The organism is Gardnerella swidsinskii (assembly GCF_003397705.1).
In the GTDB taxonomy this organism is placed as follows: Bacteria; Actinomycetota; Actinomycetes; order Actinomycetales; family Bifidobacteriaceae; genus Bifidobacterium; species Bifidobacterium swidsinskii.
Genome location: NZ_QJVB01000002.1, coordinates 130,933 through 155,324 on the forward strand (window position 1 = coordinate 130,933; position 24,392 = coordinate 155,324).

At 39.6% G+C, this 24,392-nt stretch carries 22 protein-coding genes, 1 tRNA gene and 1 pseudogene; 9 read left to right on the forward strand and 15 right to left on the reverse strand.

The genetic code is table 11. From position 1 onward, the window contains the following. Positions 1-229 precede the first annotated feature (229 nt). A complete protein-coding gene (locus D0T18_RS02865) occupies positions 230-853 on the reverse strand; it encodes a 50S ribosomal protein L25/general stress protein Ctc (RefSeq protein WP_012914231.1) in 624 nt (207 codons plus the stop codon). Positions 854-1,179: 326 nt separating this feature from the next. Between D0T18_RS02865 and D0T18_RS02870 the strand changes: the two genes are divergently transcribed. Further along, the gene (locus tag D0T18_RS02870) at positions 1,180-3,228 is read left to right on the forward strand and encodes an AMP-dependent synthetase/ligase (protein ID WP_012914232.1); all 2,049 of its coding nucleotides are present in this window, start codon (positions 1,180-1,182) and stop codon (positions 3,226-3,228) included. A 180-nt stretch (positions 3,229-3,408) separates the two neighbouring features. On the opposite strand, the gene era is transcribed toward D0T18_RS02870, so the two are convergent. The 6 genes from era to D0T18_RS02900 form a co-directional block, all read right to left on the reverse strand. Next, positions 3,409-4,470, reverse strand: coding sequence for a GTPase Era (gene era, locus D0T18_RS02875; protein ID WP_004108744.1), 1,062 nt, complete (start codon positions 4,468-4,470; stop codon positions 3,409-3,411). 22 nt (positions 4,471-4,492) lie between these two features. Beyond that, positions 4,493-5,992, reverse strand: coding sequence for a hemolysin family protein (locus D0T18_RS02880; protein ID WP_004108742.1), 1,500 nt, complete (start codon positions 5,990-5,992; stop codon positions 4,493-4,495). Between the two features lie 20 nt (positions 5,993-6,012). Next, positions 6,013-6,579: an rRNA maturation RNase YbeY gene (gene ybeY / locus D0T18_RS02885; protein ID WP_004108739.1), complete on the reverse strand. Its 567-nt coding sequence runs from the start codon at positions 6,577-6,579 to the stop codon at positions 6,013-6,015. A gap of 3 nt (positions 6,580-6,582) precedes the next feature. Further along, positions 6,583-7,776: a PhoH family protein gene (locus tag D0T18_RS02890; RefSeq protein WP_076002904.1), complete on the reverse strand. Its 1,194-nt coding sequence runs from the start codon at positions 7,774-7,776 to the stop codon at positions 6,583-6,585. A gap of 3 nt (positions 7,777-7,779) precedes the next feature. Then, positions 7,780-8,142 carry a histidine triad nucleotide-binding protein gene (locus D0T18_RS02895; protein ID WP_004106318.1) on the reverse strand — a complete coding sequence of 121 codons (363 nt, stop codon included), beginning with the start codon at positions 8,140-8,142 and terminating at the stop codon, positions 7,780-7,782. 113 nt (positions 8,143-8,255) lie between these two features. Next, positions 8,256-9,053, reverse strand: a complete 798-nt coding sequence (locus D0T18_RS02900; protein ID WP_116431657.1) for a 16S rRNA (uracil(1498)-N(3))-methyltransferase — start codon at positions 9,051-9,053, stop codon at positions 8,256-8,258. A 93-nt stretch (positions 9,054-9,146) separates the two neighbouring features. Between D0T18_RS02900 and D0T18_RS02905 the strand changes: the two genes are divergently transcribed. Then, positions 9,147-10,223: a succinate dehydrogenase/fumarate reductase iron-sulfur subunit gene (locus tag D0T18_RS02905; protein ID WP_116431656.1), complete on the forward strand. Its 1,077-nt coding sequence runs from the start codon at positions 9,147-9,149 to the stop codon at positions 10,221-10,223. 1 nt (position 10,224) lies between these two features. On the opposite strand, the gene D0T18_RS02910 is transcribed toward D0T18_RS02905, so the two are convergent. Then, complete coding sequence (locus D0T18_RS02910) at positions 10,225-11,028, reverse strand: LOG family protein (protein ID WP_116431655.1); 804 nt, start codon at positions 11,026-11,028, stop codon at positions 10,225-10,227. Between the two features lie 73 nt (positions 11,029-11,101). Beyond that, positions 11,102-12,340: pseudogene (locus tag D0T18_RS02915) on the reverse strand (Na+/H+ antiporter NhaA); the annotation flags it as partial. Between the two features lie 859 nt (positions 12,341-13,199). On the opposite strand from D0T18_RS02915, the gene D0T18_RS02925 reads away from it, so the two are divergent. The 6 genes from D0T18_RS02925 (at position 13,200) to D0T18_RS02950 (ending at position 16,973) form a co-directional block, all read left to right on the forward strand. Beyond that, entirely contained in the window at positions 13,200-13,442 is a 243-nt protein-coding gene (locus D0T18_RS02925; RefSeq protein ID WP_004108718.1) for a hypothetical protein, read from the forward strand. Positions 13,443-13,528: 86 nt separating this feature from the next. Further along, complete coding sequence (locus D0T18_RS02930) at positions 13,529-14,053, forward strand: hypothetical protein (protein ID WP_033888445.1); 525 nt, start codon at positions 13,529-13,531, stop codon at positions 14,051-14,053. After that, positions 14,040-14,633 (forward strand): ATP-binding cassette domain-containing protein, encoded by a 594-nt coding sequence (locus D0T18_RS02935; protein WP_033888446.1) that lies wholly within the window; start codon positions 14,040-14,042, stop codon positions 14,631-14,633. Before D0T18_RS02930 ends, D0T18_RS02935 begins: the two co-directional genes overlap by 14 nt. Then, complete coding sequence (locus D0T18_RS02940) at positions 14,626-15,918, forward strand: hypothetical protein (RefSeq protein ID WP_116440448.1); 1,293 nt, start codon at positions 14,626-14,628, stop codon at positions 15,916-15,918. Before D0T18_RS02935 ends, D0T18_RS02940 begins: the two co-directional genes overlap by 8 nt. Further along, complete coding sequence (locus tag D0T18_RS02945) at positions 15,908-16,270, forward strand: hypothetical protein (protein WP_116440449.1); 363 nt, start codon at positions 15,908-15,910, stop codon at positions 16,268-16,270. Before D0T18_RS02940 ends, D0T18_RS02945 begins: the two co-directional genes overlap by 11 nt. Before the next feature lie 34 nt (positions 16,271-16,304). Continuing rightward, positions 16,305-16,973: a response regulator transcription factor gene (locus D0T18_RS02950; protein WP_033888447.1), complete on the forward strand. Its 669-nt coding sequence runs from the start codon at positions 16,305-16,307 to the stop codon at positions 16,971-16,973. A 177-nt stretch (positions 16,974-17,150) separates the two neighbouring features. Here the strand turns inward: D0T18_RS02950 and D0T18_RS02955 are convergent. The 3 genes from D0T18_RS02955 to D0T18_RS02965 form a co-directional block, all read right to left on the reverse strand. Beyond that, a tRNA-Arg gene (locus D0T18_RS02955) sits at positions 17,151-17,224 on the reverse strand. 153 nt (positions 17,225-17,377) lie between these two features. After that, the gene (locus tag D0T18_RS02960) at positions 17,378-18,052 is read right to left on the reverse strand and encodes an ATP-dependent Clp protease proteolytic subunit (RefSeq protein ID WP_004108705.1); all 675 of its coding nucleotides are present in this window, start codon (positions 18,050-18,052) and stop codon (positions 17,378-17,380) included. Between the two features lie 2 nt (positions 18,053-18,054). Further along, a complete protein-coding gene (locus D0T18_RS02965) occupies positions 18,055-18,666 on the reverse strand; it encodes an ATP-dependent Clp protease proteolytic subunit (RefSeq protein ID WP_004108703.1) in 612 nt (203 codons plus the stop codon). 214 nt (positions 18,667-18,880) lie between these two features. Here D0T18_RS02965 and D0T18_RS02970 point away from each other — a divergent pair, with 214 nt between their 5' ends. Next, the gene (locus D0T18_RS02970; protein WP_116440450.1) at positions 18,881-19,774 is read left to right on the forward strand and encodes a hypothetical protein; all 894 of its coding nucleotides are present in this window, start codon (positions 18,881-18,883) and stop codon (positions 19,772-19,774) included. A 118-nt stretch (positions 19,775-19,892) separates the two neighbouring features. Here the strand turns inward: D0T18_RS02970 and D0T18_RS02975 are convergent, their stop codons facing one another. The 3 genes from D0T18_RS02975 to D0T18_RS02985 all read right to left on the reverse strand — a co-directional run bounded on the left by D0T18_RS02975 (position 19,893) and on the right by D0T18_RS02985 (position 24,273). Next, on the reverse strand, positions 19,893-21,290 hold the full coding sequence (locus D0T18_RS02975) for a chloride channel protein (protein WP_116440451.1): 1,398 nt from the start codon (positions 21,288-21,290) through the stop codon (positions 19,893-19,895). A gap of 149 nt (positions 21,291-21,439) precedes the next feature. Then, entirely contained in the window at positions 21,440-22,789 is a 1,350-nt protein-coding gene (gene tig / locus D0T18_RS02980) for a trigger factor (RefSeq protein ID WP_012914242.1), read from the reverse strand. A gap of 53 nt (positions 22,790-22,842) precedes the next feature. Continuing rightward, complete coding sequence (locus D0T18_RS02985) at positions 22,843-24,273, reverse strand: HRDC domain-containing protein (protein ID WP_102155113.1); 1,431 nt, start codon at positions 24,271-24,273, stop codon at positions 22,843-22,845. Between the last annotated feature and the right edge of the window lie 119 nt (positions 24,274-24,392).

Consider the following 24,392-nt stretch of genomic DNA (forward strand, 5'->3'; position numbering starts at 1 on the left):
GTGGATTATTTCTACTTGCCTTTTACCGCAATTAACGTATAGAATAATACGATTCTTGTTTTTCGCAAAACTTACACGCCAAAATTTTTCAAAAAATATTTCAAGAAATACGCTTTAAACTAAAATTTATTTAGCAAATTCATTGATTTATACAAAAAGCCGCATAAGAACTGACTTATGCGGCTTAAAATTTTAAACTATTTTATAAGTTATAAGTGAATACGTTAACTTACTTTTCTTCTGCAGCAGGAGCAGCAGCTGGAGCGGCGGCAGCAGCATCTGCAGCAGGAGCAGCAGCTTCGGCTGTAGCAGCATCTTCAGGAACAGTGACGCTCACAACGGATTCTTCGCCATCCATATCGAGCTCAACACCCTCAGGAAGCTTGACATCCTTAGCAAACACCTTGATGCCGTCGGTCAAACCATCAACGTTAACAACCAAACGCTCTGGCAAGTTAGCAACGTCTGCGCGAACCTTGAGCTCCTGGACATCCACGAATGCAACTGCAGCACCCTTTGGAGTGCCTTCAACGAAGACTGGAACTTCAACGTCAATCTTTTCGCCAGCCTTAACTTCGTAGAAGTCAATGTGTTCTACAATGCGCTTAACAGGGTTACGCTGAACATCCTTAACAACTGCAATGCGAGATTCCTTGCCAAACTTAATAGTGAACAAAGCATTAGCGTGACGCAAAGCCAAAGTGGTTTCGCGCATTGGAAGAGTAACATGCACTGGTTCAGCACCGCCAGCATAAAGGCTTGCTGGAATCAGCTTAGCTACGCGCAAACGACGAGCAACACCCTTACCAAACTCAGTGCGCAATTCGCCTTCAAGAGTAATTTTTGTAGCCATATCGGTCTCCTTATGGTCTGGATAGTTTAGTTTGTTAATCCAGCTTCAGGCGCACCGACGCGCCGAAAACCATAAGAGGCTATCAGCCCAGTCGATAACGGAACTCTGCCACAAAGCTAGCGGCATATTCCCTCGCCAAAGCAACTTTGCTATTCTAACGACAGGCTACGACTTATGGCAAATACAAAATTATTACTAATCAAATCGAATATAACTGCTACTTGAGCATACGAACGATTATTATAGTTAATAGTATGCAAGTGCATAGCATGATACTATGATGTGCGCTTAATCCGCAAGCCGTTTGGCATAATGAAGGAGCAAATGTGTCCGTTTTTAATGCACTCCAACAGCAAGCGTTTAATCTTGCCCGTAAAGCATTGCGTATTGGCAGTAACTTCGCGCACCCAGTCAGCGATGACCGTGCAGGCGAACCAGACTACCTTAATACGGATCAAGAAAACACAAATACTTTACTTTCACAAAAGCAACGCCTTCCACACGTAGAAGAGTGGGGCGCGCAAATGCCAACAACGACGTTTATCGATCCGGAAACAGGCTTGCTGACCACAAAAACCGAAAGCGCAGCACCTCTTGACGAAGGCACAAGCATTTATGACTTATATGCAGATCGCGCAGCACGTATGGGTGACGATCCGCTTTACACTTATAAAGAAAACGATAAGTGGGTCACAAAAACAGCTAATCAGTTCCTTCAAGAAGTACGCGATGCTGCAAAAGGTTTGATGCACTACGGATTGCGCAAAGGCGACGCCGTTGCCCTTATGTGCAAAACATCATATGAGTGGGACGTCACCGACGCAGCAGTTATGGCTTGTGGTGGTGTTCTTGCAACTATTTATGACACGGATTCAGCTGAGCAAATTCGCAATATTGTGAATAATTCCGACTCGCGTTTCCTTATTGTTGAAACAACTGACATGCGAGATAAAGCTGATGGAGCTATTGAAGAATGCCCAAGCTTGGAACGCATTATTTGCATTGAAACAGGCGGTTTAGCAGAACTTCAAGCTTTCGGATACGCTGTTAGCGATGAGGAACTAGATGCTCGCATTGATTCTGTAAAGAAAACAGACTTGTGCTCTATTGTTTACACTTCTGGTTCCACAGCTGCACCTAAAGGCGTGGAAATGACTCACGAACACTATTGCACTACAGCGTTGAATTTGCCTGTTTACTTGCCAAATTTGCTTAGCGAAAAAGACGGTTCTGTGCTTTTGTTCCTTCCTCAAGCACACTCTTTTGCAAGAGCAATTAACTATATTGTTGTTGCAAGTACGTTGCGCATTTATATTGCTCAAGGTATTCCTACTTTGATTTCTGATTTGCAAGTTGCAAAACCTACGGTTATGATCGTTGTCCCTCGAGTTCTTGAGAAGGTTTATAACGCAGCTTCGCAGAAGGCTGGTCACGGTGCTAAAGGCTTGGCTTTCCAGGGTGCTGTTGTGACGGCTCAACAGTATATGAAGGAAGTTCAGGAATTTGGTGATGCTAAAGCTCTTACTAAAGCTCGCCGCACTGCTTACGATCCGCTTGTTTATCGTCCACTTCGTCAAGCTCTTGGCGGTCGCGCACGCTGGATTGTTGCAGGTGGAGCTCCTCTAGATCCTGAATTGCTTTCATTCTTCCGCGGAGCAGGAGTTCCTGTCTACGAAGGTTATGGTCTTACAGAAACTACTGCACCATGCGCGTTTACTCCTATTGGAGTTCCATTCCGAGAAGGTTCTGTTGGCATCGCATTCCCAGCTTTTACTTTGCGAATCGCATCCGACGGCGAAGTTCAAATTAAAGGCACTTGCGTATTCCATAAGTATCACAAAAACGATGAAGCAACAGAAACTTCATTTACTAAAGACGGATGGTATGCAACAGGCGATTTGGGACGAATTGACGACGATGGCATGCTTTATATTACCGGACGTAAGAAGGATTTGATTATTACTGCTGGCGGTAAGAATGTTGCTCCTGGACCTATTGAAGAGATGATTAAGAGATGCGAACTTGTGTCTCAAGCTCTCGTTCTTGGAGATAAGCGTCCGTTTATTTCTGCACTTGTTACTTTAGACGAAGAAACTTTACGAAATTGGCTTAAACTCAAGGGTCTTGACGCCACTATGAGCATGGAAGAGGCTGCTAATAATGCTGTTGTTCGTGCTGAAGTGCAAAAATTTATAGATCTTGCCAATGAAGGCGTGTCACGCGCAGAATCTGTGCGAAAGTTCATTATTTTGCCAGAAGAGTTTACGCAAGAAAACGGCTTAATGACTGCGTCTATGAAGATTATTCGTCCACGAGTTATTAAGCGTTACACTACTTTACTTAATACACAAATGTATACGACGCGCAAAAAGTAGTTTGTTTAAATTAACTTAACTAAGTGCATATCGCAAAACCGCGGCTTAACTTGTTTTATTCAACTTGCTCGCCGCGGTTTTGCATTAATTTACGACAATTTTGTGCAAACACATTAGGCTTAAGGCACAATAAAATTAAGTAATTGTCCAATAATATCGAAATAAGCAAAATATGCTCTACTAGAACCCTAAACGCTCAAGCTTCTTAGGGTCGCTCTGCCATCCTTTTGCAACTTTCACGTGCAATTCAAGCACAGCTTTTGTTCCAGTAATACGATTTACCGCCGTGCGCAAACGCTTCTTTACGCGCACTAAATGCTCCGCACGATGACCAATAATAATCGGCTTTTGAGAATCACGCTCAACATAAACAGATACAAGCACATGCGCTTTGTTGTCTTCGTATTGAGTATCTTCGCCATCCCCCGGATACACAATATCGTCAACTACAACAGCTAAAGAATGAGGCAACTCGTCGTCCAACTCTTCCAAAAATGCGCCGCGAATAAGCTCCGAAATCATGCTTTCTGTGCTTTCCTCACTAAGCTGATCCGCCGGATACATTTGCGGACCTTCCGGCAAGTTTTGAATCAAAACATTCTTAACTTCGTCAACATTGTCACGTTCCAACGCACTCACAGGCACAATATCCGTAAAATCAGCAAACTGCTGAATTTGAAGCAAATGCGTAACTAACTCACTGCGACTAAGCGTATCGATTTTCGTAACAATACCGATAAGCGGAACTTTCCAAGTCCAATTGCCCTTCTCATCTTTTTTAGCAAAATCAGAGCGAAGACGGCTTAAAATTCGCCTATCTCCTGGTCCTATTTCCTGGTCTGCTGGGAGCAAAAATGCAATCGCGTCAACATCTGCAAGCGACTCGTCAACAATATCGTTCAAACGCTGACCAAGAAGCGTACGAGGACGGTGAATACCAGGAGTATCAACCAACACCATTTGTGCATTATCGGTAGTAACAATCCCTCGAATAGCCTTACGCGTAGTTTCCGGACGAGAAGACGCAATAGCAATTTGCGTACCAATAAGAGCATTCATAAGCGTAGACTTACCAACGTTTGGTCTACCAACTACAGCTACGAAACCGGAACGATAACCGTGAAAATCAGGAGTAGAAATCGTTGCGCAAGTTGAAGCGTCTAGATTTGCAAACATCTCGTCGTCAAAGTCATCAGTGTCATCGAAGTCATCAGTATCGTCAAAGTTGTTAATATTATTCACGTTATTCTTACCGTCCAGTTCTTTATTTCAGCATATTCGTTTGTTTCATAGTACTAGCTTGCTTCAAAGCATTGGTTTGTTTGCTTTCAGCAGATTTTTCGGAAGAGCTAATGTCATTTTGATTATCCTTAGACTCTTCCAAAACTTGCGCATCTCGTTCTACTAAAATAGTAGATACTTTCTTTCGCCTACCAGCTGAATCTACAGCAGTTAATTTTAGTCCTCTTGTAATAGCACTGGAACCAACAATCGGCACATTACCAATCAACTTCGTAAGCAAACCAAACACAGTATCCACATCGTCTTCGTCAATATGAACTTCAAAAATATCTTCCAAATCTGCGATTGACGTTCGAGCAGGCATCTTCCACACGCCGTCACGTATTTCTTCCGGATCTGCATGCTGAGTGCGATCGTGCTCATCTTCCAACTCGCCAACAATTTGCTCAATAGCATCCTCAATAGTAACCAAACCAGCAATTCCACCATATTCGTCAACCACTACTGCCACATGCTGGCGAATTCGCTGCATTTCGTGGAATAAATCGTCAACCGGCTTCGACTCAGGAACAAGCATAGGGTCTCGGCTAATTGTTTCAACTGCTCTAGAAGATGCTGCAGGATTAAACACAGTAGCGCGTACAGCATCCTTCAAATAAGCAACACCTACTAAATCATCTACAGAATCTCCAATGACGGGAACTCGAGAAAATCCTGAGCGAGAGCATAATTTAAGGAAATTTTCCAGCGTTTCGTCGCTTTTTACGCAAATCATATCGGTTCTAGGTACCATTATTTCGCGAGTCAAAGTATCTGAAAGCGTGAGCACATTGCGCATCATTTCCGAAACTTCCGGATCGAAATCATTCGCTTCAACAAGTCGGTCAATACTAGCCTTTGCTTGATCCAGCTGAATATCTTCCAAAGCTTCATCATCTGACGGATCAACATGCTTTTTCCTAGAAGTGACGTCAACATCGCTAGCAATATGCACTAAAGGATTAATCGCAATAGCAATAGACACAATGCGAGAAAGCCGCATCAACTTTGCTACAGGTTGAGCCGCACCAACCGAACGTGGGCGAACAAGAATAGAAATCACAGCTACAACTACTGAAACAACAACACCAATAATAAGAGTTACCCATAAAGGCGAGCCGAAAAATGCAGCTAAAGAAGCAAACAAAACTCCATCTAAAACGTTACATAGCACACGCACAAAAGCGCATGCTCCAGAAGTTGTATAACGGTCAGCAATCAGTTTTTTTACACGATGGATTCTAGCAATTCGACGCATACGCACTATGGCACTAGTTTCATCATCATGCGTTTGCGCTTCAATCATAAGATTATTTAAGCTTGCACGAGTAACTCTAGGCACTGCACCTTCTGCAGCAGCCATCGCAAGCGAAAGCCATACAAGCAGCATTGCCAGCACAAGCAATGCGGCTAAACCAATCCAGACATGCAACGGCAATTGCGGAACTGATATGCTAGAAAATATTCGTTTAATATATTCCATAATTATGCTCTTAATGCGCTTTAATGCTGTTTTTTATTTTTATTTTTATTTTTGACGCTACTCGCTTCATGCTCAGCATCGTAACGCTCAAGCTCGTTTATTGCACCTTCCGGCAACGTAGCATCATACAATTCTCCAGATCGAGCAGCGAAAAAAGTAAGCATTAGTTGACGTTGCAAACCAAACATTTGCTTTTCTTCTTCCGGAGTAGTGTGATCATAGCCAAGCAAATGCAAAATACCGTGAATAGTTAGCAACAACATTTCTTCCATAGTACTGTGCCCAGCTGCGAGCGCCTGCTGTTGAGCAACCCACGGGCAAATCACCAAGTCTCCAAGCATTCCTTCAGAAACTTTTTCATCGCTTCCAGGAGTAAGCTCGTCCATTGGAAAACTCATAACATCCGTTGGGCCTTCTAGGTTCATCCAACGTTCATGCAAACAGGCAATTGGCTCTGGATCAACAAAAGTAATCGATAAATCCGAATGCGTACTTACTTTCATTTGTTGAAGAACCCACATTCCAAGATCTGAGAAGATTTTAGCGTCAATATTCCACACTGTTTCATTCATGACTTCAATGCTCATGATTTATCTGTTATTCCTCTCAGTAGATTCTTTAGTACGTTCACGTTTTTTATGTTCAAGCATTGCATCGTAATTTTCGTATGCTTCCACAATACGACCAACCAAAGCATGACGCACAACGTCTTCTGCTTGCAAATGCACAAAAGCAATATCTTTAACTTCGCCCAAAATCTTCTCAATAGAAACAAGACCAGAACGCACAACTGCTAAATCAACCTGCGTGCTATCTCCTGTAATCACCATGGTTGTATTAAAACCGAGTCGAGTCAGGAACATTTTTAATTGCTGAACAGTCGCATTTTGCGCTTCATCAAGAATAACAAAAGCATCGTTTAATGTGCGCCCTCGCATATAAGCAAGAGGAGCAACTTCAACAACATTCTCGTCAAGATAGCGTTTTAATTGTGCAGATCCAAGCATATCAGAAAGTGCATCATAGAGTGGACGCAAATATGGATCAACCTTATCGTTTAAAGTACCAGGCAAGAATCCTAAGTTTTCGCCAGCTTCAACAGCAGGACGAGTAAGAACAATTCTGCGGACTCTTCCATCTTCCAATGCACGAACAGCTTTAGCAACTGCTAAATACGTTTTTCCAGTGCCAGCAGGACCAATTCCAAACGTTACAATATTGCAATCCATTGCTTGCACGTACGCTGTTTGTCCAGCAGTTTTTGCGCGAACAGGATTTCCTCCAGCAAACGTAATCACGCCTTTACTCATTCGAGCTCTTCTGCTCATAGCACGGCGATGCGCTTCTTCGCTAGAAGGCAACAGCTCACTTGAATCTCTTGAAAACTCATTTTCAGCGCGCGAAACAGAATTACTAATTGCATACGACGAAGAAATAATACTATTCCCAAGCACTCCACCATCATGACCGATACGGTTTATACGCACATTGTGTTCATCGTTATGCAAAATATCACGCTCAAGCATGCGTCTTACTTCGTACGCATCCATAGGTTGCTCGTAAGCTGCATCAATCATGCGCCTAAACGCATACTCAGCTTTAGCTGCATCTTCATCTGCTCTAGCTGAACGAGCAACAATTTGAACATCTTTGCCTCGCACAGTAATATCTGCTTCTGGAAAAGCATGTTCTACTTCACGCAAACCAGCATCTGCAGCACCTAAAACTGCAACCGAGCTTAATTCGCTAGGAATTTGCACAAAACGCGTAGTACTTTTCGTCACGGTTTACAAGCTACCTTCTACAAGTTTTTCGCCAGTCAATACGTGAGCATGAACATGAAACACTGTTTGACCAGCATCAATACCAGTATTAAATACGAGTCGATAATCACCGTTGAATTCATCATCAGCAATTTTTTGCGCAACACCAGCAATATGAGCCAAAGTTTCAGGAGCCTTACTAGCAAGCTCAGCAACATTCTTATAGTGATTGCGCGGCACAATCAGCACATGCACTTTTGCTTGCGGATTAATATCTTTAAAAGCAACTACCGAATCGTCTTCATAAACTCTGCTGCTCGGTATTTCTCCAGCAACAATTTTACAAAAAATGCAATCAGCATCAGTATTGTAAGTGATATCACTCATGGTTTCTCCCCTATTTGCTACTAAATGAAATCAACGCCAAAAGCCAAAAAGCGATCGACATGCTTCTTACTATTTTACACAATTATGAGCACTTTTAGATACAATTTATGCGATTATTCGTAACGTCCTAAAGCGCGCGAAAGAAGAGAAAGAGCTACAGGACCTGCAGTAGATGCGCGAAGAATATTGCTACCTAAAACACAGCTTTTAGCACCAGCATCAATAAACATTGACACTTCGTCATCACTAATACCACCTTCTGGCCCAACTAAAACGTAAACAGTGCGCTCTTTACCATCCTCCAAACAGCGCTCGCTAAGAGTATTTACTGCTTGCTCTATTTGATTCCAGCAATCAGTTGCGTCTTGATGCAATACAATTACGAGATTTCCGTAAACGCACGCACGCCTACATATTGCAACTATTTGCTTGCTTGAAACACATTCTTGAAGTTCAGGCATCCATGCTCGGCGCGATTGCTCTGTAGCAGACTGTAAAACTTGGCTCCAACGCTTATCTGCGCGACCAGGTTTCCACTTTGCAATTGAACGATCCGCACACCAAGGGATTACTTCATCCACGCCAATTTGCGTAGCCATATCAATTGCTTGCTCATCGTGCCCTGTTTTTGCCAAAGCTTGAACAAGCGCAAGTCTAGTCGTTCGCGGAGCTTCCCTAGTAAACGCTTCTACACGAACTAAGCCGTTTTCTACATCCGTCACCTTTGCGTGAATGCGCAAGCCTTTGCCGTCAGAAAGTTGCAAAGCATCACCTTCTGATAACCGCATGGCGGATATAGCGTGACGTTTTACTTGAGATGGAAGCGCAATCGTCCACCCTTCTTCGATTCCTGCTGCAAGCACAGGAGCATTATCGTGATTAGTATCAAGCAAAAATAAAGCGTCAGTCATAGTTCAAGCCTAACGTGAGGATGCGCCAAGTACTAAAAATGTTTCTGTGCAAGTATTGTGGCAAACTAGAACAGTACGTATTGGAGGTTTGCAATGAGTAATGAGCTTGGTGATAACACTGCGCTTGTTACTTTGCGTATTTCACGCTTTACTCCATGTAATAAATCTGAGGATGATTCAAACAGTAAACAGACAGAGCGCAAGCGCAGAGAAAGTCCTTTTGCACGTAGAAAGCGCAGTAATCCTTTCGCAAAACTAGATTCTTCAGAAAATAACATAAATAATTCTTCAAAATCTAGTGAATCCAGTGAATCTTCCGAATCTTACGAATCTTCTCCAAAACGAATTCAAGGTAAGCATTGGGTTCAAGATTACAGTTTACGCGTTCATTCTACTGACACTATTCTTGACTGTTTACTAGCTATTAAACGCACAATCGACCCAACTTTAGCTTTCCGCTACTCATGCGGTCACGGCGTTTGCGGTTCTGACGCTGCAAACGTAAATGGCATGCCAACCTTACTATGCAGTGCAACTATTGGCGCAAACGCACGTCCTGAAAGCACAAATAGCGTGCAATCTCGAGGCTTTAGAAAAACTGGAACTACTAACAGCTCCTCACAGTCGGAAAAATCGCTAACTTTACAGCAAAAATCTAAAGAAACTACCACTTTGCAAAATGGCACTTTTGGTGTTATTGAGCTTGCTCCACTTTCAGGATTTGCAGTTCAGCGAGATCTTATTTGCGATATTTCGCCTATGATTTCGCAAATAAAACGCTTAGAACCTTATTTGCAAGCATCTAACGTTTCTACTAGAAATACTGAAGGGAAACTCCAGCTTATTGAGTTTTTGCAACACCCTGAGGAACTTAAAAAATTTGAGCTTTTGAGCAATTGCATTATGTGCGGTGCTTGCGAAGGAATTTGCCCAATTTATGCAGGCGGAGAAGCCTTTATTGGGCCTGCAGCATTGGTTAACGCGGCTCGTTTTATTTACGATTCCAGAGACAATGCAACAGAGCATCGCCTTGATCTAATAGACGGCAGTGACGGTATTAGCGCATGCCAGTCAGTTAGAGCATGTTCAAGACAATGCCCTCGCGGAATTGATATTGGCGAAGAAATTTGGCAGCTTACAACGCTTGTAAACGAACGCAAAAACTCTTAGATTATTCAATTCCAGATGCTATGCGCACCGCCTCTATTGGGTCGTCTGTAACAGCAAACAAGTGCGGATCGAGTGAAGAAATAAAACCTCGTTGAGTTACTGTAGACTTCAGCCAGTCAATCAAACCATTCCAGTACGAAGTACCAAAAAGAACAACAGGCACGCGCGCAACCTTATGCGTTTGCACTAAAGTCAAAGCTTCAAACATTTCATCCATTGTGCCAAAACCGCCAGGGCACACAATAATTCCAGAAGAATATTTCATAAACATTGTTTTGCGTACGAAAAAATACCGAAATTGCATGCCAAGATTAATCCATTTATTCAAACCCTGCTCATGAGGAAGCTCAATCCCCAATCCTACAGACGTACCACCAGCTTCTGCAGCCCCACGGTTTGCAGCTTCCATAATTCCAGGACCGCCACCTGTAATAACAGCAAAACCACGTATTGCAAGCTCTGAACCCATAGTACGAGCTAAAGAATACTCAGGATTATCTTCTTTTATTCGAGCAGAACCAAAAATACTAACAGCTTTACCTAACGATGCAAGCGCGTCAAAACCATCAACAAACTCAGCTTGAATACGAAGCGCACGCCACGGATCCGCACTACGCCAATCCCATCTTTTATCTACTTCTACACCAACTCCAGAAACAAGCTGCTGATTGTTATCGTTACGAAGAAGCGTTTCTGTAGTGCTCTCCTTAGGAATCATAGAACCGCGCATTACAACAGAACCACGATGATACGTGTTATTCCAAGGTGAAACATCTACTGAAAAATCCTCTTTACTATTAGACATAATTACTCCATTAGAAACTTACTTGCAAAGATGTTAAGAATAATAATTGAAATTAGTCTTCAACTTCATCTAATTCTTCTTCCATATGCTTTGATTGCATAGAAAGTAAGAATCCAGAAACTCCTGCAGCAATAATAGAAGCAACAAGAACGCCAAAACGTGCTTCAGCAGACAAATCTGCGTCAGAATACGCAAGAGAAGCAATAAGAAGAGAAACAGTGAAACCAATTCCACAGGCACATGCTGTAGGCATTAAGTCTACTACTCGAAGACCATCAGGAACTTTCAAGCCCAGAACACGCTTTGATATCCAAGCAGTTACCATAATTCCAACAGGTTTACCAACAACAAGAGCAATAGTGATAGCAATCAAAATTGGCGAGAAGAACAACTCCCAAGTCAATGTTTCAAAATGCACTCCTGTAGCAAAAAGAGCGAAAATTGGAAGAGCCAGCAGCGCAGAAACAGGCTGAATTTTTTCACGATAGCGTTCAGCACGAAGCGTTTGTTCACCATGAACTAAATGCGCCGGAGTTAGCAAACCCACCATTACTCCAGCTAAAGTTGGATGCACACCAGCTTCATACATCATAATCCATGCCATAATTCCTACTATTACAACCAACGGCCACGGAACACGCTTTAAACGCACTAAAGTAGTCCAAACCAAACCACAAGCAACTACTCCAGCAAACCAATACCATGCGTTAAGAGACGAGAAGAACACAGCAATAAGTGCTATTCCAAGCAAATCGTCTACTGTAGCAAGAGTCATAAGAAATGCGCGCAAAGCATGTGGCAAAGTTTTTGCAAATAAAGCAAGAACAGCAAGAGAGAAAGCTATATCCGTTGCCGTAGGTATTGCCCACCCGTCACGAACCATATCAAGCGAAGGTAAAGCGCCAGAAGTAAGACGCATAATCTCCTGCCCGGCATGCAATTCAGAAAATACAGTTACTGTAGCAACAAACAGTAAAGGAGGCACAATCATTCCACCAACAGCACAAATCATTGGCATTGCAGCTGCACGAGGATCAGAAAGCGAACCAGCAATAAGTTCGTGTTTTAAATCTAAACCAACTGACAGGAAGAAAATAGTAAGCACGCCGTCTTGCACCCAATGGCCAATTGACATATGTATATTCGTCCACGGAATGCCTACATGAGTATGCGATATAGCTTCAAATATTGGCGCTGTTAAAGGAATGTTTGCAAGCAATAAGCCAGTAAGAGCAAAACCAAGCATAATTAATCCAGAAATTCGCTCATTATTTGCAATATTGCAAGCTATTCTCCAACTGCGTCGTATCATATTGTAAATATTTCCTCCTTAAATAGGTATACATATTATGTAGAACATAAGAAGCACAATACCAAAATTTATTAATATTTTTAGTATATCTTAAAGGTATAAACTGAGATATTAACACACTCACTTTTTCTTTCATATTATGAGTTAATAAAACTACACACTAACGTAAAAATATTGTTGTATACAACAGAAACTAATCAATTAAAAACACAATAACTATGTCAACTAAAAAGTATAATAATAATGGTATGTATGCAGTTATTTTTTTGCATTTAATCAAAGATTTATCTAATATCGATACAACAAAAACTGTTATAACAGGAACAAAAAGAATAATAAATAATAATGAGAATTTGAAAAAAGCATACAATGAAAGAAAAATCAATTTACTATACAACTCAATAATAAATATTGAAGAACAAGTTAAAAATACACAGTACTTATCAACTCTGTGCTCAATCGAGGAAAGTTTGTAAGTAAATGCAGTAAATTTTGTTATCAACCATATTGCTGGCAATGTTAATAAAATATTTATAGAAAAAAGTAACAGTAAAAATAAAAGTTTATTATTAACTAATACTAAAATAGTATTAGCAGCATGCGTATAATTAAAACAAACTACGGATACCAAGTAGATCAAATAAAAAAAGCTAAGAGTGAACAATTGTACTGGATTTTTCAACAAATGAAATCTCTCCATTGTTACTCCTCAAATTTTGCAATACCCCACAAGTTTCAGTATATGCTGATTTTCTATCTTTATATTATTTTGTAATGATTCTATATACAATTAAACTCATTTTAACAAAAAACACTTATGGTTATAATATGTGTTATAGGAGAGAAAGGAGGTGTAAAAATGGAAGCTGGATACTTAGTTGGAAAATTTGTTGAAGGTAAGTTAAAAGAATTGGGAACCAATGGCGTGATTGCTTGGCTGTCAGGATCTGTAGGGAAAATGGTTGCCAAAAAAATAGTTACTAAAGTGGCTCAAGCTGGTGTTACTGCTGCTGCAGGGTATATTGCTGGTCTACTTGGAGCAAGTGGAAGTATTGCAGGACCACTTGGTGCAATTGTTGGCGGCGTTGGAGGCTGGCTGTAAAGTTAAGAGTGGTCAAGCAGACATCAACGCTTCAATCTTAGATGTTTACTTGACCACTCTTACTATTGTATTAGAAAGGATAGAGCATGCGCATAAAAGATATTCTACGAGTGCATATTCTCTGCGCTATTGCACTCATAATATTCGGATTTTTTATGCAAAAAATGCTAAACTCATATCTTTCATTAAATAGTTATTTTTTTAATAATAATCTTGTTAAAATTACAGTAACGAATAACGAATTAGTCAAAATTTTTTGCAATAATATTTGTTTATTTTCACTTGTAGCAATAACACCAGTAGTAAATGCAATATTTTTTATTTTCCAATTTTTTGTAATGGGAAGTGTCATATACACAATTCAACATTTATCAATACAACAACAATTCATTTTACTATTTCGTCATTCTATTTTTGAAGTTCTTGCATTATTACTGTCTATTTATATAAGCTATCGCTTGCTAATTTTAGCTAATGACTACACGATTGACAAAATTACAACAAATGAAACAAAACGTGTTCTTAAACATTTACTCTTAATATATTTTGTCATTGTTATTATTACATTTTTTGGAGCTTGCTTAGAATGGAGTGCAAATGTTGTGCTTTAACCAAATGACTTTTAGCTTCAATGCAGAGCCATTACTAGAAAACATTACATTAAACATTCCAGAAAAACATGTTGGTATTGTTGGACGTAATGGCGTAGGAAAAACAACACTACTTCGTCTAATAGCAGGATATATAACACCTAATTCAGGAACTATATCAACAACTAAATCTGTTTATTATGCAGATAGCGATATGAGTAAATACCGAAATTTCTTATATACAGATTTACTCGACATATGCGCAACAATGCATTCTTTCACATTAGAACATGTTCATGAATATATTGAAAGTTTAGGATTACAACCTTTTACTAATACTCCACTAGGCGAATGCTCAAAAGGCACACAAAAGAAAATACCTTTACTTCTAGCTTTGTGTTCAACATCTGAACTTTTACTCATAGATGAGCCATTCGAATCTGTGGATTCTTGGTCAAACGAAGGATTTATTCAGCAATTGTTACGCAGGAAAGGTAACTATATTATTGTCAGTCATGATTTTAATTGGCTTAAACGTTGCGTTGAAACTACATATATGATTGAAAATCAAACATTGAGCAAAGAGCAAAATTATGAGTAATATTTACACTGTCTTTGCATCTACCTGTATACGTCGTTTCAATCACAATATACTGAGAGAACTTGTTACAGGTATATTCGTATCAATTATACTTACAATATTTGCTTGGTTTTATCCAGAATGGCTTATATTTTTCCTCTGGTTTTATTGTTATCTTATACAAGTAATTTCCGTTCATACAAATACAGTTTTTCTAAATGAGCATGATTTAGATATTTTTCATATTCATTCTGGCTCTATTAGATTTCACATACTTTACATTATTCATTATGTACTTCGTGATATGTACTATGCGAATATAGTATGTTTATCTATACTGGCGATAAGCTTGTCTTTACTTGGAAAATTTTCATATTTTGTTTGCTTTCTAGTAAGCTATTTATTAAATCTGCTCATAATTCCTGCTCAAATATTTTTTTCATCTCGCCTTACCGCTAAAGCACGAACAATATGGCTTATAGGATTATTGTTGCCGATATTGTTATTAGTTGTTTTTCAAATAGCAGGTTCTTATACTTTATTTAGTAGCATTTATACTACAACTGCGATATTGCCATTTATAGCTTTGATTTATTGTTTAATACTTTACTATACTGGCCACAAAATAAAAGTAAGATTTGGCACACGTTGCAACGCGCGAAAATATTGGTCTTGGATACGCACATTCTCTGTAATGTTGTTTAGAGATGTGCTTTTGCAAAGACAAAGAATACTTTTGGCATCATTAAGTCAATTATCTATTCTCATACTGCTTAGTATTGGTACTAATTTAGGAAATGCGGCTTTCCCCCTTATTATTTTCACAATCTGTCAAACGAATATTGTTATGACAAGAAACCAAGGAAAGTTATATCTCCTTACCGATGATCATCAATTTTCATATACGAGATTTCCTTTAGATTCTCATCATTTGCTTAGAGGAAAACTACTCATACTAGCAATTAATATACCTATTGTATCAATAATTGCAATATGCTTTTTACTTGCTTTTGACAATTTTAATTTACATGATATAGTATTTTTAGAATTGCTATTGTTAACTAATTTTGTTATAGATACTACTTGTATAACAGAATCTGATTTATTAATACGTACACTTCGCGCGCTTGTTAAATATTTAACAAGCGCAGTAGTTATATGCACGTGGTTTATGAAAGCACCAGATTGGGTTCCATTAATTTTTCTAACAATAACAATATTACTTTATTTACCTACAGTAAATTCTTGTTACCAATTCGGTCGTTGCAAAATAAAGAAAGGAAATAGGCAACACTATGAGTTATAAAGAAGATGAACAATTACTAAGTGAATACATAATTAATACACTTGGACATAAAAATAACGATGTAATCGTTTATAGTTTGATTCGTACTAAAAAACGCTCTTGGATTATTCAATTGCTAGATCTTATTATTTTCACTGGTGCAGGAAGCGATTTAGACGAAATTGGAGATAATCTTGCAAAACACTATTATCTCATTGCTTCTAACAATAATGGTCTTATTGTTGCTGTAATACAAGGAAAAATTAAACAGATAGCCTCACTCTCACAGTGGAATTTTGAAGATATAAAATCTTGGAAAAAAACTATATTTGATGGTTACATATATCGTAAAACTTCACAAGTTAAGCTGTAAACTGAAAATGTGACGAAGCATCAGAAGGATAGCCATGCTTGAATCGAAATTTTTTTCTATAGGTATCATAACAAATGACTTTTTTTCACTATATGGATTGTGTTCCTATTTAAATAAAAATTTACGATTCTCAACAAAAATTTGGTGTGCGTCTTCTGAAAAAGATATTTTTAAAAAGTGCAATTCTTCACCACCAGATGTTCTATTGGTAGAAATGTACATGTCAAGCATATCTAGCTTAAATCTAATATATAATCTTAGAAAAAATTATTCTAAGATTATTATCATTGCTATTACCTCATTGCCGGTAGAAGATTATGCATATTTGGCAGCGATTGCAGGAACGCAGTCTATTGTAAGTAAAAATGATCCAAAAAATCTATTAGACATACTTACAGATATAAAGAATGAATTATTCGTGCCAAAAGATATAAATGGCATACATTTTGACAACAGTAAAATAGCATGCGATAGATTACAAGTCAGAATGAAAACTACTTATTTGTCTCTTAGCAAACGCGAAAAAGAGGTAATTGAATTATTTGCTACAGGATTTACTGCTGATGAAATTTGCAAGCAACTTCACATTACCAAAGGAACTGTTGAAACTTTTATAAATCGTGCTTGCAGAAAGCTACACGTAAAAAATCGCAATCAACTTATTGCTGAATTATTACATGAACAATATTGGTTTATAAAATAATTCTTATCTTGTTGAAAAATGCGCTTAGCAGACAAAGGTGTGTACAGAATTACCTCCTAAGCCCCTTTTGACCTATAAGCCAAAAATCGGCGTACTCGGTAGTAATACCGAGTACGCCGATAATTTTTTAGAAACTAAATCCCTAAGTGAATTCCCTTAAGCTTCACGTTTCATTTGTGCGCCAGACAGGATTCGAACCTGCAACCTTCTGATCCGTAGTCAGATGCTCTAATCCGTTGGGCTACTGGCGCATGTTTCCAGCCTCAAGAACCATGTCCTTGTTTCCGGCAACTTAACTAATATACAACTATCCGCACTAAAACACAAACCCCGGCGTGTCGACCAGGGTTTGTTGTTAAGAAATACAAATATTGATAAATATCCGCTAAGTTGTAAAGATTGAATTATGCTCTACGCTCAAGCACTTCGTCAACCATTCCATAAGCTTTGGCTTCTGAAGCAGTCAAAATAGTATCAACTTCAATATCTTTACGAATACGCTCAATATCTTGACCAGTATGTTTTGCAAGAGTTGATTCTAACCAAGAACGCAAACGCAACATTTCCTTAGCCTGAAGCTCAATTTCAGTAGCTTTACCAAAATCTTGGCCCATTGCAGGCTGATGAATAAGCACACGCGCATTTGGTAAAATCATGCGCTTACCAGCAGCTCCAGCAGCAAGAATAATAGCAGCAGCAGAAGCAGCCTGACCCAAGCAAACAGTTTGAACATCTGGATTAATGTACTGCATGGTGTCATAAATTGCAGTCATAGCAGTCATCGAACCACCAGGTGAATTAATGTACATCATCACATCGCGATCAGAATCCATGCTCTCTAAAACAAGCAACTGAGCCATAATGTCATCAGCAGAAGTGTCATCTACTTGCACACCCATGAAAATAATGCGATCTTCAAACAGCTTAGTGTAAGGATCCTGAGTTTTCATGCCGTATGGAGTTTGCTCGCCAAACTGAGGCAACACGTAACGATTAGTAATGCGCTGAGCAGAAGTAACACCGCCAAAACCAGCTAAACGCTCGGCACGCGCAACAAACTTTGCTTCTTCACTTGCCATAATTACTCCTCACCGCGCATAGAAGCAGGAGTGGTCACAATCTTATCTACGAAACCATACTCCAAAGCTTGCTGAGCTGTAAACCAGTGATCGTATTCATTATCTCGGTAAATTTCCTCTACCGTATGACCAGTCTGCTTTGCAGTCAATTCAGAAAGCGTTTTTTTCATATCCATAATAAGCTCTGCATTAATTCGTACATCTGTAGCAGTACCACCGACACCGCCAGAAGGTTGATGCATAAGCACACGCGCATGCGAGGTAATATAACGCTTACCAGGAGTGCCAGAACTAAGCAAGAACTGACCCATAGATGCAGCCATGCCAACAGCAATAGTCGCAACATCTGGCTCAATTAATTGCATAGTATCGTAAATTGCCATACCAGCAGTAATTGAACCTCCAGGCGAATTAATATACAGCCAAATATCCTTCTTAGGGTCTTCCGCAGCAAGCATTAACATTTGTGCGCAAATAACATTGGCATTCTCGTCTTTTACTTCAGATCCCAACCAAATAATGCGATCTTTTAGCAATCGATTAAAAATAGAATCAGTTGATGTAGACGCTTCAGCCTGTTCCATCACAGGAGAAGCTGTAAAAAGCTCAGTCACTATATCTCCTTGTTACCACGTAATTATTTCTACACTACCTTGTGCGCATGACCACATAGAAAATATTGCGAATATGATTTGAATTGAATGTTTTACACCAAATTTCTAGAATTTTATTCATATCAACAGATGTAATTTTTACTTATTATCCTACACTAGTATGCATTATTGAGTATATTTTTATCGGATTATCAATTCATTATAAGGAGTAATTATGGATTCTAACCAATTGCCAGATAACAACTACTCGCCTGCTCCGATGCCAAATAACGAGTATCCAAATAATGGTTACCAAAATAATACATACCCAAATAATGTAAATCCAAATAACGGATACCCAAACAATGGTTATGAAAACAATGAGTATCAAAACAACGTATACCCAAATAACGGATACCAGAACAACAATTACCCTAATAATGTAAATCTAAATAATGGTTACCCAAACAATGGTTATGAAAACAATGAGTATCAAAACAACGTATACCCAAATAACGGATACCAGAACAACAATTACCCTAATAATGTAAATCTAAATAATGGTTACCAACCAAACGTATATCAGAATAATCAACAACCAGTCAACAACTATCCTGCAAACGCTTATCCAAATGCAACAAATACAAGTGCTCATAAGTCAAAATACACTTGGCTTATTGTTGTCATAGTAGTAGCAATAGTTGCAGTAGGTGGCTACGTAATTTCAAAACCACATTACAATTCAACTAATCTTAAGCCACATTACAATTGCTCTGCACCTAAAAGCGCAAATATTGAAGAATACGTACATTGCCATTCAGAAGAAGCTAAAAAACTCACTAATGGATTTAATGATGCCACTAGCAGCTCACCATTCAACATAACGTTTGCCACTAAAGGTGATCAGCTCAATATAAATGCAAAGTTCAAAAAGCACCTATCTGATTTAGAAATTACAGCGTTAAAGACTGGAATGCAAACATACGGCGATAGCCTCTCGAACTTGATGCCACAATCAGCATCGGATGAAATGAAAGAAAAAATTATTGCACCAGTGCGCATACATTTCTCCTTCTCAAACGATGATGGAACTTTTATTGCAGATAAAGAATTCAGTTTTAATAATTAATTAAAAAATAACTAAAAAAATATTTACTAATAACAAATGCGCCTTTGCTAATACTGAACTAGCATAGGCGCATTTATTTTGCATATATTGTATTTTCCATACTAAAAAAATTTAAACATTATTTGCGGCTAAAAATTTTTGGTATCATCATTATGCTTCTAGATACAGCACAAGAAACAACCATTGGAATAATCATAATCATAGGCACATTCACTAATTGTGCTACCAAAAAAAGCGCAAACCACAATGACTTTCGACTTGCAGTTAGCAGACTTGCAGCACCAAAAATAGCAGCTATTACCAATATTTTGGGCTGACTTGATAACATGCCACCAACAACTGGAATGTTCATACTTATAAAACCTATAATCAGCCCTACGCAAGCTCCAGACGACATACTCGGCTGAAGCACACCACCACTTGCGCCAGCTCGAAGAGTGCAACTTGTTAAAATTATTTTTGCAACAACCAGTAGAAGCAAAGTTACCAAAGAGTTTTTGTCAATTGCAATACTTGTTTTTGCAATGTTATATGCGTATTGCGCTAAAGCTCGACCATTGCCCATAATGGCTGGATTCCATGATGCAACTAATCCTGTTACTAAGCCCATTAATGGCAAAAAATATAAAATTTGGTAATTGCGAGCACACTTAGAGCGAGCCCAACGAATCATCTTATGGAAAAGAGTGCCAACAATACCACAAGGAATGCCAACTATAATTGCAAGCAGCAACACAGTCGTGTTGACAATATGGATGTCATCAAGACTTGACAAACAATAGTAAGGCTCATACCCAAGCACAAAAATAGTAGTCAATGATGCAATTTCACTTATACATAATGCAATAGCAAAAATACTAAATTTTTGTATAAGCCAATACCATTTCAAACGCTTTAAAGAAGATTTCGAGTCATGAGAAAAACGTGGAATTGCAACCAAACCTAGCGCCATAATCGCACCCGCTATTGGAGCGCGATAAACTCCAGCTAAACCAGCACCAGCAGCACTTGCAACCAAAACGCGAGCTTGAAATTCACTGACTCGGATAAAGCAGAGTAACTTCTGAGTAAGCATTGCAGCCAATTCTCGAGGCGCAACTTCCCTACCTAAACTTGCGCCAGAAGCAACTATAAAAATTTGTAAACATACATGGATAATCGTTATATGCCATGGCATTGATTGACCACGAACAGCATGAGCTATATCGACAATACGATTAGAAGATTTTGTCCATAACCACATCCAAATAATTGCAGCAACAGACATGACAATTAATACAACAGCAACGTAGTGCAATACTGGCAATCCAACTGGCGAAGGTTTAAGAGCAGATTCTGAAAATCCGAACATTACATTTTGCACAGCATGTAGTAACAGAGTTAATAATATTGCACCAACCCCAGCCATAACTGCAACAAAAAAAGCAATAAGACTTAATCGTAAACATGTAAAAACATAGCTCAAACACTTACTAGGTTTTTTACTGCCTACTATTTGCAAATTGCGTTTTTCCATTAGCGGCAGCCTTCCTTATGTTATTTGTTTTTCATTTTATTTGTTTTTCACTTTCTTTAAAGTATAACAACAACACAAAAACCCAGAGCAAAAGCCCTGGGTTTTTAGCAAATATGAGAAAGTATAAACTTTTTCTTGTTTGAAAAATACTACTTAGAAAGTTCGTCAGCAACTTCTGCAGCAGCAGAAGCAGCCTTCACGCTTTCGTCTTCGTCATCATCCTCAGACAAGAATGCACTCAAGTCAAGAGCTTCTCCGCCAGAAACGAACTTTACAGCACGCATACCAGCAAGCAAGCCCTTAGAGCGAGCAACTTCCTGCACAGCAGAACCAAGCTGACCGTTGTTAACGATTGCGTTAATGAACTGGTTTGGATCCATACCGTACTGCTGAGCAACAGAAACCAAGAAGTTGGTGACATCAGCCTGGGAAACAGTCACATCCATCTGTTCAGCTAAAGCGTCAAGAACCATTTGGTCGCGAAGTTCCTTCTCAGCAGCCTGCTGCGCTTCGTCCTTCTGCTTCTTGGTAGCTTTTTCAGGATCAGGGGTCATGCCCTTCAAATGCTCTGAAACAGCCTTATCCAAAACACCCTTTGGTACAGGAATTTCAACTTCTTCTTGAAGCTTAACAAGGAATGCGTCACGGGCATTAGTTGCCTGACGACCTTCAGCAGCCTGCTCGCAAGCCTTGCGAATATCTGCCTTCAAATCCTTCAAAGTATCAAACTCGGAAGCTTCCTGAGCAAAATCATCATCAAGCTCTGGCAATTCCTGAGTCTTTACGGAATTAACCTTAACCTTGATTTGAGCCTTCTCGCCCTTATGCTTGCCGGACTCGAGAGTACCTTCAAAGGTGGTTTCTTCGCCGGCAGAAAGGCTATCCAAAGCCTCATCCAAACCGTCAAGCAACACACCGGAACCGATTTCGTAGCTTACGCCCTCTTGTGCATCAACTACTTCGTCATCGATACGAGCTTCCAAATCAATGTTAGTGTAATCACCCTTAGCTGCAGGACGGTCAACACCAACCAAAGTAGCAAAACGCTGACGGAGACTTTCCAAGCGCTCCTTGACATCCTTGTCGGAAACCTTTGGCTTCTCAACTTCAATCTCAACGCCCTTGAACTTGTTCAACTTGAAATCTGGACGACGCTCAACTGTTGCTACAAACTTAAGACTTGCATCTGCATCAGTCGACGTTGGAACTTCCTGAACGTCAAATTCTGGCTGATCCATTGGGCGAATCTTCTTTTCCTCCAAAGCCTTGGAATAAAGCTCTGGTACAGCGGAATTTACGGCTTCGCCGGCAACAGCTGCGAAACCGACGCGCTGATCTACAATCTTGCCTGGCACATGTCCCTTACGGAAACCTGGCACGTTAATTTGCTTAGCAATCTCCTTACGAGCTTCTTCCAAGAATGGCTTGAAGTCTTCGAGATCTGCGGTAATGGTGAGCTTAACTTTAGTTGGCTCAAGATTCCTGACGCTGATTTTCACGCTTGCGCTCCTGAAATTACGTTTTTTCTAGCTTCTGCCGTATGGCACAACCGTTACATGATAGCGCGAGTTACGGACTCAGCTACCAATCGGGTTTGCCATTCGCGAGCACCATGCTCACTTAAGAATGTTTTAACATCAATATCTTGCGCATCATCATGCCAGCAAAGATTACGAATAATCTGTGGTTTGATAATAATTTCTGCAGGAGTATGAGTGTATTCAGAAATTTGATTTAACTCAGCTTTTACTCTTTGTAAACGCTCGTAACGCTTAGGGTGATGTTCTCGCCAATATTTCATAGATCTAGGAGCGCTTTGGAAATCTTGCATATCCTGCAAGTACTGCGAATCCGATAAATCATGGCAATCCTGACAATCATTAGAACCTTGCGACTCGTCAGTATCTGTTGACTTAAGTACGTTCGTTTTACGAGATTCGCGCGAATTAAGTTGAATAGCTCCATTCGGTAATACTGGATGCACATCATCCATAGCCGTTTCACCAGATTTAGCGCGCAAAATAGCATTCTCTATAACGTTTTTCCAAATAGATGGTTTAACTTTGCGCTGAATTGGAGCGTAACGCTCGAACATTTTGTCTTGCTCACTGCCAGTGTGCATTCGCACTCGCTCATTCAAAGAACGAATAGCACGAAACGCACGCGCATTACTAGGTTTACGCTTACCAGCTTCAATAATCGCAGCGTCAGAAAGTAGCAGAGTTGGCGCAATATCATATTCACGCGCTAAAGCATCTCGCTTTTGCCACAATGCTTTCGCAATAACTAAACCAACACGATCGTGCATAAGTACGCTAATATGCGATATTTTAAGCCATGGACGTGGATGCGGAGCTTTCTTTTGTGCACCCTTACTAAGTAAGTGTTTAAATTCTTCTTCCGCCCAAGAAAGTTTACCTTGCTTTTTAAGTTCGACGCGCATTACTTCTTCTAGCTCAATAAGTAATTCAACATCTAAAGCTGCGTAATTTCGCCAATCTCTAGGAAGTGGGCGGTAAGACCAATCTGCTGCAGAATGTTCTTTTGCAAGAGTAAGACCCAAATAATATTCAGTTACAGAGCTTAAACCAAAGCGCTTTCTGCCAAGTAATTTAGCTGCGATTTCGGTATCAAATAATGCAAGTGGGCGCAAACCAATATTGAAAAATCCTGGCAAATCTTGCATCGAATCGTGAATAATCCAAGGCACATCCCCTACTGCCTTGTTAAATTCGTTCCAATCAGCTCCAAGTTTTGTAAGTTCTATAGGATCTAATAATCCAATTCCTGCACCCTTACGTTTGAACTGAATCAACCAATCTTCATGACTGTAGCGAAAACCGGAAGCTCGCTCAGCGTCTGCAGCTAAAGGACCGGAGCCTGCCGCCAACAAGCTGCAATAATCTTTATATGCTTCAAGCGTATCAATGACTTCTGGAACTCCTTCTCTAGGCTCTTTTAAAAGCTTTGGTTCCTCGTTCAAGTACGCCTCCCGATTGCATGCTTTACCCAAATTCTTACGCTTTTTGCAACTTATTCTGTACTTTTTGCAAAATATCCGTAAAAAATATTTAAGCCGTGTTACAGATTATGCATCTTTAA

Coding starts and splice junctions, on each gene's coding strand:
- D0T18_RS02865 (WP_012914231.1), bottom strand. CDS start 853: ATGGCTACAAAAATTACTCTTGAAGGCGAATTGCGCACTGAGTTTGGT.
- D0T18_RS02880 (WP_004108742.1), bottom strand. CDS start 5,992: ATGGAATATATTAAACGAATATTTTCTAGCATATCAGTTCCGCAATTG.
- ybeY (WP_004108739.1), bottom strand. CDS start 6,579: ATGAGCATTGAAGTCATGAATGAAACAGTGTGGAATATTGACGCTAAA.
- D0T18_RS02895 (WP_004106318.1), bottom strand. CDS start 8,142: ATGAGTGATATCACTTACAATACTGATGCTGATTGCATTTTTTGTAAA.
- D0T18_RS02900 (WP_116431657.1), bottom strand. CDS start 9,053: ATGACTGACGCTTTATTTTTGCTTGATACTAATCACGATAATGCTCCT.
- D0T18_RS02905 (WP_116431656.1), top strand. CDS start 9,147: ATGAGTAATGAGCTTGGTGATAACACTGCGCTTGTTACTTTGCGTATT.
- D0T18_RS02910 (WP_116431655.1), bottom strand. CDS start 11,028: ATGTCTAATAGTAAAGAGGATTTTTCAGTAGATGTTTCACCTTGGAAT.
- D0T18_RS02925 (WP_004108718.1), top strand. CDS start 13,200: ATGGAAGCTGGATACTTAGTTGGAAAATTTGTTGAAGGTAAGTTAAAA.
- D0T18_RS02930 (WP_033888445.1), top strand. CDS start 13,529: ATGCGCATAAAAGATATTCTACGAGTGCATATTCTCTGCGCTATTGCA.
- D0T18_RS02935 (WP_033888446.1), top strand. CDS start 14,040: ATGTTGTGCTTTAACCAAATGACTTTTAGCTTCAATGCAGAGCCATTA.
- D0T18_RS02940 (WP_116440448.1), top strand. CDS start 14,626: ATGAGTAATATTTACACTGTCTTTGCATCTACCTGTATACGTCGTTTC.
- D0T18_RS02945 (WP_116440449.1), top strand. CDS start 15,908: ATGAGTTATAAAGAAGATGAACAATTACTAAGTGAATACATAATTAAT.
- D0T18_RS02950 (WP_033888447.1), top strand. CDS start 16,305: ATGCTTGAATCGAAATTTTTTTCTATAGGTATCATAACAAATGACTTT.
- D0T18_RS02960 (WP_004108705.1), bottom strand. CDS start 18,052: ATGGCAAGTGAAGAAGCAAAGTTTGTTGCGCGTGCCGAGCGTTTAGCT.
- D0T18_RS02970 (WP_116440450.1), top strand. CDS start 18,881: ATGGATTCTAACCAATTGCCAGATAACAACTACTCGCCTGCTCCGATG.
- D0T18_RS02975 (WP_116440451.1), bottom strand. CDS start 21,290: ATGGAAAAACGCAATTTGCAAATAGTAGGCAGTAAAAAACCTAGTAAG.